8 protein-coding genes and 1 pseudogene are annotated in these 10387 nt (G+C 68.1%); 2 read left to right on the plus strand and 7 right to left on the minus strand.

The window, feature by feature from the left end; translation table 11 throughout:
• The first annotated feature begins 9 nt into the window (after nucleotides 1-9).
• Nucleotides 10-1683, plus strand: a complete 1674-nt coding sequence (locus tag CA2_RS16805) for a methyl-accepting chemotaxis protein (protein WP_439708944.1) — start codon at nucleotides 10-12, stop codon at nucleotides 1681-1683.
• Nucleotides 1684-1796: 113 nt separating this feature from the next.
• Here CA2_RS16805 and CA2_RS16810 read toward each other — a convergent pair whose 3' ends face one another.
• From CA2_RS16810 to CA2_RS16820, 3 genes are all read right to left on the minus strand, one after another.
• The gene (locus CA2_RS16810; RefSeq protein ID WP_042420217.1) at nucleotides 1797-2873 is read right to left on the minus strand and encodes an alkene reductase; all 1077 of its coding nucleotides are present in this window, start codon (nucleotides 2871-2873) and stop codon (nucleotides 1797-1799) included.
• 196 nt (nucleotides 2874-3069) lie between these two features.
• On the minus strand, nucleotides 3070-4260 hold the full coding sequence (locus CA2_RS16815; protein WP_042420199.1) for a M20 aminoacylase family protein: 1191 nt from the start codon (nucleotides 4258-4260) through the stop codon (nucleotides 3070-3072).
• A 29-nt stretch (nucleotides 4261-4289) separates the two neighbouring features.
• Nucleotides 4290-5624, minus strand: a complete 1335-nt coding sequence (locus tag CA2_RS16820; RefSeq protein WP_042420203.1) for a DUF3100 domain-containing protein — start codon at nucleotides 5622-5624, stop codon at nucleotides 4290-4292.
• Nucleotides 5625-5980: 356 nt separating this feature from the next.
• On the opposite strand from CA2_RS16820, the gene CA2_RS16825 reads away from it, so the two are divergent.
• Nucleotides 5981-6895: a LysR family transcriptional regulator gene (locus CA2_RS16825; RefSeq protein WP_042420205.1), complete on the plus strand. Its 915-nt coding sequence runs from the start codon at nucleotides 5981-5983 to the stop codon at nucleotides 6893-6895.
• Here CA2_RS16825 and CA2_RS16830 read toward each other — a convergent pair.
• The 4 genes and pseudogenes from CA2_RS16830 to CA2_RS16845 all read right to left on the minus strand — a co-directional run.
• Nucleotides 6880-8115 (minus strand): c-type cytochrome, encoded by a 1236-nt coding sequence (locus tag CA2_RS16830; protein ID WP_042420208.1) that lies wholly within the window; start codon nucleotides 8113-8115, stop codon nucleotides 6880-6882. The two genes, CA2_RS16825 and CA2_RS16830, sit on opposite strands and share 16 nt — an antisense overlap.
• Nucleotides 8112-8966: an ABC transporter ATP-binding protein gene (locus CA2_RS16835; RefSeq protein ID WP_081889060.1), complete on the minus strand. Its 855-nt coding sequence runs from the start codon at nucleotides 8964-8966 to the stop codon at nucleotides 8112-8114. Before CA2_RS16835 ends, CA2_RS16830 begins: the two co-directional genes overlap by 4 nt.
• Nucleotides 8960-9976 (minus strand): ABC transporter permease, encoded by a 1017-nt coding sequence (locus CA2_RS16840; protein ID WP_042420212.1) that lies wholly within the window; start codon nucleotides 9974-9976, stop codon nucleotides 8960-8962. The genes CA2_RS16835 and CA2_RS16840 overlap by 7 nt, the downstream gene beginning before the upstream one ends.
• Nucleotides 9973-10387, minus strand: a pseudogene (locus CA2_RS16845) (ABC transporter substrate-binding protein); the annotation flags it as partial. The gene CA2_RS16840 and the pseudogene CA2_RS16845, both read right to left, overlap by 4 nt.

Here is a 10387-nt window from a genome sequence, read left to right on the forward strand (position 1 = left end):
ATTTTCTTTGTGACGGCGGGCATTACCACCTGGCGCATGGAGAAAGTGGCGCAGGCCACGGCGCGCATGGAGCGCTCGGCCGAGCTGCTCAAGATCGCCAGCGCCTGGCAAGGCGACGTGCGCCAGAATTCCGCCCGCTCCCTGGCCGTGGCCTATGACGATGGCAATGCTATGCTGGATTTCTTCAAGGAATCCATGGCCGCCACCTCGCGTTCCACCGATGAAAAGCAAAAGGCCTTCCTGGAAAAGGCGCTGGATCCAGAGTCGCAAAAGCGCGCCCAGAACGTCGGTGAAGTGCGCAAGGTCTGGCTCAGCACGCGCAACGACATCAACCAGATGAAGCTGAGCGCGGACAGCCAGACCGTACAGAATTTCGTCCAACAGAAGTTCATCCCCACGACCACAGCCTACATCCAGGCCACGCAGGAGCTGGTCGACGGCGAAGCCCAGCAGGTGGCCGCGGCAGAGACCGAAGTCAAGGCCATGTTCGCCCAGCTGTACACCCTTGGCGCCATCCTGATGGTGCTGACCGTGGCCATCGCCACCTTCATCAGCTGGCGCCTGTCGCGCGGCATCGCAGCCGGTGTGGAGCAGGCCCGCGCCGTGGCCCAGCGCATCGGCGCCGGGGACCTGAGCCAGGACGTGCAAATCCACAGCGGCGACGAAATCGGCCAGTTGCTGACCGCCCTGCGTGACATGCAGAGCAATCTGGCTCAAGTGGTGCGCAGTGTGCGCCACGGTTCGGACAACGTCGCCACGGCCAGCTCCGAGATTGCCCAAGGCAATCAGGACCTGTCCGCACGCACCGAAAGCCAGGCCTCGGCGCTGGAAGAAACCTCGGCGTCGATGGAAGAGCTGGGCTCCACCGTCAAGCAGAACGCCGACAACGCGCGCCAGGCCAACCAGCTGGCGCAAAACGCCTCCAACGTGGCGGTGCAAGGCGGTCAGGTGGTGGCCCAGGTGGTGGACACCATGAAGGGCATCAGCGAATCCAGCGCCAAGATTGCCGACATCATCAGCGTCATCGACGGCATCGCTTTCCAGACCAACATCCTGGCGCTGAACGCTGCGGTCGAGGCCGCCCGCGCCGGCGAACAAGGCCGCGGCTTTGCCGTGGTCGCGGCCGAGGTGCGCAGCCTGGCCGGCCGTTCGGCCGAAGCCGCCAAGGAAATCAAGGCCCTGATCACGGCCAGCGTGCAGCGCGTCGAGCAAGGCACCAGCCTGGTCGACCAGGCCGGCGCCACCATGAACGAGGTGGTGCAGAGCATCCGCCGCGTCACGGACATCATGGGCGAGATCAGCGCGGCCAGCTCCGAGCAGAGCGCCGGCGTTGCCCAGGTCGGCGAAGCCGTGACGCAGATGGACCAGGCCACACAGCAGAACGCGGCCCTGGTCGAAGAGATGTCGGCCGCCGCCACCAGCCTGCACGGCCAGGCCCAGGAACTGGTCCAGGCCGTCGCCGTGTTCAAGCTGGGGCACGCCGCCAGCGTGGCACAGCCGGCCGTGGTCCGCACTGCCGCCGCCCCGGTGCGCCCCACCCTGGCGCCCACACCGGCCCCACGCCCGACCGCGCAGCTGGCCGCCAAACCCGCCAGTGCCAAGCTGCCGGCCGCCACCCCCGCCCCCAGCAAGCCGGCGGCTGCACCTGCCGCCGACACCAGCGACGAGTGGGAAAGCTTTTAAGCGCCACGCAAATTAGAAGCCAAATCAGGCTCCAGCCTTTGCACAGCAAGCGCTGACAGCTATCAAAAAAGCCAGTCCGAGGACTGGCTTTTTTGCATGCGGCGGGACCCGACTCAGGCGGCGGCCGTTTCCGCGTCCAGCGCGGGATAGTCGTTGTAGCCGGTGGCGTCGGCGCTGTAGATGGTGCTGGCGTTCAGCGGATTCAGCGGTGCGCCCTGGGCGAAGCGGGCCGGCAGGTCGGGGTTGGCGATGAACACGCGGCCAAAGGCCACGGCATCGGCCGCACCACGGGCCAACAGGGCTTCGGCGTCCTGCTGGCTCATGCCGTCGTTGGCAATGTAGGTGCCGCTGTAGATCTTGCGCAGGTGCTGGCCGATGGGCAGCACGCCGTCCTTGAGCTCTTCGCGCGAGAAGATGAAGCCCAGCTTGCGCGCTTCGATCTGCTGTGCCACATAGCTGAACAGCGCCACGGGGTCGCTGTCGCGCATGCTGTGGGTGTTGCTCATGGGATTCAAGTGCACGCCGATGCGCTCGGCCGGCCATTCCTGGGCCAGCGCGTCCAGCACTTCCAGCAGGAAGCGCGCACGGTTTTCGATGCTGCCGCCGTACTGGTCGGTCCGCTGGTTGCTGCCATCGTGCAGGAACTGGTCAAACAGGTAGCCATTGGCGGCGTGCACTTCGATGAAGTCAAAACCGGCCGCCTTGGCGTTGCGGGCAGCCTGCACGAAGTCCTGGACGATGCCGGCGATCTCGGCGGTCTCCAGCGCGCGTGGCACGGTGTAGTCGCGCTTGGGGCGCAGCACGGCCACCTGGCCTTCGGGGGCGATGGCGCTGGGGGCCACAGGCAGCTGGCCATCCAGCAGCTCGGGGTCGGAGATGCGGCCCACGTGCCACAGCTGCACGGCAATGTGGCCACCGGCGGCATGCACGGCCTCGGTCACGCGCTTCCAGCCGGCCACCTGCTCGTCCGACCAGATGCCGGGGGTGTTGGGGTAGCCCACGCCCTGGGGGCTGACCGAGGTGGCCTCGGTCAGGATCAGGCCGGCGCCCGCGCGCTGGCGGTAGTGCGTGACCTGCAGGTCACCCGGCGCGCGGCCGTGGAAGGCGCGCATGCGGGTCAGCGGGGCCATCACCACGCGGTTGGGCAGGGTCACGGAACCGATCTTGAAGGGTTTTTGAAGTTGGGTCATGGAGGAAGGCTCGTCGATCAAACAAAGGGCTGCCCCACGCCGGACGGGGGCAGTTTGTGCCATCTAGGGGCAATCCCGAGTATTTCAAGCTGGTTTTTTGTCGCTCGCCTGGCACCTGCGCGACAGCCGGCCAGAAAAAAAACCGGGCGAAGGCCCGGTTCTCACAAGTGGCGGCACGGCCTGGGGCCGGAGCTGGTCAGGCACCCGCCGGCAGGCGGCCGTCGCGCAGCAGCGCCTGCACCAGTTGCACAAAGTACTGCACGCCCAGCGGCAGCACGCGGTCGTTGAAATCGTACTTGGGGTTGTGCAGCGAGGCGCTGTCCTCGCCATTGCCCATCCAGATGTACACCCCGGGGCAGGCCTGGGCCATGAAGGAGAAGTCCTCCGAGGCCATGCTGGGCTTCAGGTCGCGGCGCACCTGCTCGGCGCCCAGCACACCGGCCAGCACCTCGGCACAGACTTCCGCATGCACCGGGTGGTTGATGGTGGCGGGGTAGCTGACACGGTAGTCCAGATCGGCCTGCAGGCCATGCAGGGTGCAGGTGGCCGCGATCGCATCGCGAAAGCGCTGCTCGATGCGGGCGCGCTGCGCCATGTCGAAGCAGCGCACGGTGCCGCGCAGCTGGATGACTTCGGGCATGACGTTGTAGGTATCGCCCGCGTGGAAGCTGGTGATGCTCAGCACCGCGGGCTTGTGAACCTCTTGCTCGCGCGCGATCAGCGCGGGCAGCTGGGTGACCAGCTGGCAGGCCGCCAGCAGCGCATCCTTGCCCAGGTGGGGCATGGCGGCGTGGCAGCCCTGGCCGGTCAGCGTCAGGTCAAAGATGTCGAAGGCCGCCATCACGGCCTCGCTGTGCACCGCCGCCGTACCCACGGGCAGGCCCGGCCAGTTGTGCAGGCTGTAGACGGCCTGCATTGGGAAGCGCTGGAACAGCCCATCCTCGATCATGGCGCGCGCACCGCCTTCGTTTTCCTCGGCGGGCTGGAAGATGAAATGCACCGTGCCGGCAAAGTCGGGCTGGCTGGCCAGGGCCTGGGCCGCTCCCAGCAGCATGGTCGTGTGGCCATCGTGGCCGCAGGCGTGCATGCGGCCCTCGTGCTGCGACTTGTGGGCGCAGGTGTTCAGCTCGTGCACATGCAGCGCGTCCATGTCGGCGCGCAGGCCAATGCTGGGGCCATCACCGCGGCGGCCGCGCAGCACGGCCACGATGCCGGTGCCGGCCAGGCCGGTGTGCACCTCCAGCCCCCAGCATTGCAGCAGTTCGGCCACGCGGGCACTGGTGCGGTGCTCCTGAAACGCGGTTTCGGGGTGGCGGTGGAAGTCGTGCCGCCAGGCCTGCAGGCTGTCCTGCGTGGGCCAGTTCACGTTGTCATTCGGGTTGCTCATCGCTCAGGCTTTCTTGCAAGGAACCGGGGTCACAGGCTGCCCACGAAGAACTGGGCAATCGCGGCCGCAGCCAGGAACACACCGGCGTTCGCCATCAGCGAGACCACGACGATGCGCCAGCCCAGGCGGCGGAAGGCCGGGATGTCCTTGGCCAAGGCCAGACCGGCAAAGGTCAGCATGGTGGTGATCATGGCAAAGAAGTTGACCTTGCCGGTCAGCGCCGCCACTTCGGCCGCATACGGCGTGCTGGGGAAGGTCATGGCCATGGCCACGAAGGAAATCCAGCACACGGCAGGCAGCTTGCGCTGCGTGGCCAGATAGACCAAGTCGCCCACCAGCACCACGCCGATGATGATGGCCACGCCAGGCAACGCGTCCAGCATGGGCACGCCGTGGCCGATGCGGTTGGCCACCAGCACGGTGGCACCGCCCATCACCCACGACAGCAGGCGCATGCCCAGGTTCAGCACCGGGGTGTGCACCACCTCGGTGGGCTGGGCCACGCTGCCATCATCGATGGACACAGCCTTGCGGTTGCGCCCCAGCAGCGGCTCCAGCCAGCGATAGGCGCGCACGGCCAGCGGCAGCGAGATGAACAGCGTCAGGTAGGTACCCAGGGTGGTAGCGATCAGGTTGGCCGCCGCCGCGTAGGTGGCGATCTGGTCCGACATTTCAGGGTGCTGTGCCGCCACGGCGCCCACGGCAGCGGCGGTCATCGAGCCCGAACCCACGCCCGCGCCCATGGCCAGGGCGTAGGGGTGAAAGATGTTCAGGCTGGTCACAAAACCGGCCAGGATGGAGATGAAGATGGCGCCGATCAGGGTGCCAGTGATGTACTCGGCCAGCACACCGCGGCCTTCGGGGGAGTTCATGCCGAAGCGCTCGCCCACGATCGCCAGGCCGGGTTCACGGCCGATGGAGAAAGTGGCGCCAATCGCTTCGCGCTTGATGCCCAGCAGCAGCGCCACGGGCATGCCCAGCAAAATGCAGCCCACCAGGTTACCCAGCTCCTGCAGCGCCAGCGCCCAGCCCACCTTGCTCAGTTGCGGCAGCGAGCCGCCCACCAGTAGGCCCAGCTTGGCGATGAACAGGAACAGCGCACACGAGAGCACGGCCGCGGCAAAGTGCTGACCGCGCAGGTCCAGCTTGACGGGGGCGGGCATGCGCTTGGACAGCAGGCCCAGCACCAGGCCAATCAGCAACGCCCAGATCATGGGCAGCAGCACCACCTTGCCAATGCCCAGCTCGATGGGCAGCGGGCCCAGCCATTCGGACAAGGCTGCAATCACCAGTGCCAGCGCAAACACCTGCACCACCACCCCCCAGTTCATCGGCGACTTGCCGGGCTGAACGTCTGTACGCATCGGATTCCTTTTCCCGCCACCGCCACACCGCGGCCACGTGCTTGATATGAATGTGGAATGTCCGCCGCCAACACGCCCCGCCGCAGGCCGTCGGGCCTGTACCGGGCACGGGCTGCTGTACCACCGGGGCCGGCGGCATGGCAACGACACGTTCAGGGAGGAATTGGCAACGCTTGGCACAGCCCGCCACGGCAGCGCCTAACGCTGCGGGTCCGCTCATGCCAAGGTCGGAAAATATATCCGCGTGTTTATTGCGTTTGTTTTTGTTTTCTGTTCTAAAAAACAGAACGCTCGCCGTACCATGCCGGCCTGCGCTGCGCTGTTGACCCTCTCTTACTGCCCCACCCTGGCCCACCATGCACACATTTCACGATTCCCGTGCCCGTTATTTGTATGAGGCCGTGAGCAATGGTTCCGTGCGCGCTGCGGCGGAAAAACTGGGCATCGTGCCCTCGGCCGTCAGCCGCCAGATCAGCCTGCTGGAAGAAGAGATGGGCGTGGCCCTGGTCGAGCGCCACCGCACCGGCGTGGTGCCCACCCAGGCCGGACAGCTGATTCTGGACTACTACCGCCAGCACCAGTCCCACCAGCACGACATGCTGGCCAAGGTGGACGCCGTGCGCGGCCTGCGCAGCGGCACGGTCAGCATCGTCAGCGGCGAAGGTTTTGCCCAGGAACTGATCGATGGCCCGATCCGCCAGTTCCGCCAGCACTACCCGAATGTCTCGATCGCGCTCGACATCTACGGCACCAACGAGATCATGCGCCGCGTGCGCGAGGATGCCGCAGAAATCGGCCTGGTCTATTACGCCCCCGCGGACAGCCACATCACCTCACGCGGCGCGGCCCGCCAGCCCATGCACGCCATTGTCGCCCCCGGCCACCCGCTCAGCCGGGCGCCGCACACTTCGTTGCAGGAGCTGTCGCAGTGGCCGGTGGCCCTGCTGCAGGGCGTATACGGCATCCGCCAGCTGGTTGAATTTGCCGAACATGCCGAAAAAATCCGCCTGTCCCCGGCCCTGACCAGCAACCTGATCAGCGTGCTGCTGGGCTTTGTGACCACGGGCCAGGGCGTGACCCTGCTGCCCAAGTGCTCGGTCACCACCGAGCTGGGCCAGGGCCGGGTGCTGGCCGTGCCCATCCACAACCCTGCCCTGCTCAGCGCCGAGGTGCAGCTCATCACCCGGGCGGGCCGCCAGCTCTCCCCCGCGGCCAACCGCTTTTTGCAGTACTGCATGCAGGGCATGCAGGCGTTTCAGGAAGCCGCCTGATCGCGCGGCGCACCGCGCCGGCCAGCGCCACCGTGCAGGCTGCCGCCCTTGACATAGACCACGGGCTGGCTGTCCATGCTGCGCAGCAGCCGCGTCAGGCTGTCTTCCGCGGTGTTCGACGGCACAGCGGCCCCGGCATCGGCCAGGCGGCACACCAGGTCGCCCTCGCTCCAGCTGTCGGCACCGCGGTCATTGCGCGCACGCAACCAGCCGGACTTGTCCGCCAGCAACTGGGTCTGCTGCAGCGCTGCGCTGCCCGTCAGCCAGCGCAGCGCCTGGCGGGCCTCGGGGCCTGAGGTCACGACGCAATCGACCGCAGCGGGCAGCGTTGCCGCCACGGCGCGGCCCTCGGGCGGCAGCCACAGCGTCAGCATGCGCGGGTCAGGCAGCAGGCCCTGCACATCCTCCAGGCCGACCAGGCGCACCCGCTGGCGCTGCAGATCGCGCACCCGCTGCCAGGGCTGGCCGGGGCAGCGCAACGCCATGTCCGGCAGGGCCACCGGCATGGCCCAGCTGCCCGACAGCTGCAGCAGCTGGCCGGCCGCCTGGGCGCGCAGAAAATGCAGCAGCTCCCAGCTCTGCGCCACCGTCAGTTGTTCGGCAAAACCGGGCATGCTGGGCTGGCCACCGACCGTGGTCACCCCCTGGCGCACGGCGTGCAGCAGGTCCCCATCGGCACGGCGCCACAGCAAAGGACCAGTGAAGCTGGGGGGCCACACGGTCTGCCGGGCCGCCAGCGGCCCCTGTCCGTCGCCGGTCGTGCCGTGGCAGGCCACGCACAGCCGCTGGTAATGGCCCGCGCCCGCTGCAATCGCCGTGTCGCTGAAAGGCACCGGGTTGTGGTGAAAGCTGCGGGGACTGGCGGGCACCCACAGCACCTGCGACGACGGCCAGGGCGCCAGAACGGCCACCAGTCCGGCACTGGCCAGCAACCCCCAGCGCAGACGCCGCCGGTGCCCGCCAAGCCAGCCCAGGCCCAAGAGCACCACCACCAGGGCGGCAGCCACCAGCCCCCCGGCCAGGGCCCGCGCCTGGCCCACGTCCAGCAGCAAATGCTCGCCAGCCAGGCGCTGGGCCCAGGGCCAGGCCGGCTGGCCATCCACCACGGGCGTCCAGCCCAGCGCATGCCACAACCGCAGCAGCCCCTCCTGCCCGCGCTGCATGGCCTCCAGCAGCCACAGCAGCCAGGGCGCCTCCTGCACCACGCGGTCCGGGCTCATGCGCCCACATCACTCAGGCCCAGCTCGCGCAGCGCCTGCTGGCGCAACTGCACGAAGCGCGGATCGCTGCGGTGGCGGGGATAGGGCAAATCCACGGGCAGCTCGGTCAACGTGCGCGCCGGCCGGGGCGAGAACACCACCACGCGGTTGGCCAGAAACAGCGCCTCCTCCACGTCGTGCGTGACCAGCAGCACCGAAAAGCCGGCCTTTTGCCACAGCTTGAGCAGCTCGCCCTGCATGCTCAGCCGCGTCAGCGAGTCCAGCTTGCCCAGGGGCTCGTCCAGGATCAGCAACTGCGGCTCATTGACCAGGGCCCGCGCCAGCGCGGCGCGCTGCGCCATGCCGCCCGACAGCTGGTGCGGGTAGCTGGCCGCAAACTCGCTCAGGCCGACCAGCTCCAGCGCCGCGTCCACCCGGGTGTACTGCGCCTGCGGCACCTTGCGCGCCTGCAGCCCCAGGGCCACGTTGTCGCGCACCGTGCGCCAGGGAAACAGCGTGGGGTCCTGGAACACCACGATGCGCGAGGGATCGGGCCGCGTGATCGGCTGCCCGTCCTGCGTGATCTGGCCGGTCGTGGGTGCCTCCAGCCCGGCCACCAGCCGCAGCAGCGTGGACTTGCCGCAGCCGCTGGGGCCCAGCAGGGCCACGAATTCGCCCGGCTGCACCTGCAGGCTGACATGGTCCAGCACCGGCAGGTGGCCGCCCTGGGCCTGGGCAAACTGGTGCGACACCTGGTGCACCGCGATGTGGGCCCCGGGGGGCGTGGTATTGGGCGCAGGTACGGCCACCGTGTCCAGCGTGTCGGTGTCCGCCCAGACCTCGGACACCAGAGAGCGCAAGGCTTTCACCATTTCACAGTTCCTTTCTGCCAGCCCAGCAGGCGATCACGCACGGTGAACAGCAAGGTGATCAGGCCCGAGCACAGCACGGCCATCACCAGCAGCGCGCCATACATGTTGGAATACGCGGCCCAGCCCTGGGCCCACTGCAGGTACCAGCCCAGGCCGGCCTTCACGCCCATCATCTCGGCCGTGATCAGCACCGAAAAAGACGCGCCCAGCCCCATGAACAGGCCCACAAACACCTGCGGCAAGGCCGCAGGAATCGCCACGCGCCACACCAGGAACCACTCCGAGGCGCCTAGGGTGCGCGCCACGTCGTAGTAGCTCTTGCTGACATTGGCCACGCCCGACCAGGTCAGCACCGCCACCGGAAAGAAGGTGGCCAGTGCGATCAGGAACACGGCCGCGCTGTAGCTGCTGGGCGCAAAGAAGAAGGCCAGCGGCAACAGCGCCGACGCCGGCACCGGCCCCAGAAAGCGCAGCAAGGGGTGGACCCAGTAGCCCGCCACGCGCGACCAGCCGACCCACACGCCGGTGGCAAAGCCCACCACGCTGCCCAGCACGATGCCGTGCACCAGCAGGCGCAGCGAATGCGCCACCGACGTGCCCAGCCGCGCCGTGTCGTCCAGGTACACCTCCAGCAGGCTTTGCGGCGGCGCGAAGAACGGCGGCGGCAGCAGGCCCAGCTTGGCCGTCAGCACCTGCCACAGCACCAGCAGCAGCGGCGCGGCAATCAGCCACGCCCCGGCCGGGTGCAGCCACTGCAGCCGTCCGCCCGGGCGGGCCAGCGTCAGCGCGGCCAGGGCCAGCGCCAGGGCCAGCACCCCCGACAGGGCGGCGAATTCGGCCGTGTAGGCCCAATCGCTGAAGCCGATCTCCTTGTTCGGCCACAGCCAGGTCAGTGCCCCCAGCAGGGCCCAGGCCAGCGCCGCCACCAGCCCCTGGCGCCATACGCGCGCTGGGCGCAGGGCGCTGGCGACCGCCAGGGGCGAGTCCCAGGAAGCTTGGGCCCCGCTCATGACAGCACGTCCTGGGTGATGTGGCGGGCAAAGCGCACGGGGTCGGTGCTCTTTTTCAGGATGCCGGCCTCGCGGAAGTCCGTGGCAAAGGCCAGCACCTCGTCCTGCAGGCGGCCACCGTGCGGGTGATGCTTGTAGGTCAGCTCGGCAATCAGGCGCTGCAGATCCGCCACCTCGAACTTGGGGGTGTAGCGCGCAAAGATCCGGGCCGATTCGTTGGGATTCTCGGCCACATAGTTGGAGGCCTGCGCCAGCGCCCGCACCACGGCGGCCGCGCTCTTGCGGTCCTCGCGCACAAACTTGGCACCGGCGCCCAGCACGCAGCAGATTTTCTCGGCGTATTCGCCCGTGGCGCTGTTGCCCAGCTCGGCAAACACGTCGGGGTTGCGCTTTTCGATCAGGTACAGATAG

The sequence above is a fragment of the Comamonas aquatica NBRC 14918 genome (genome assembly GCF_000739875.1).
Classification (GTDB): Bacteria; Pseudomonadota; Gammaproteobacteria; order Burkholderiales; family Burkholderiaceae_C; genus Comamonas; species Comamonas aquatica.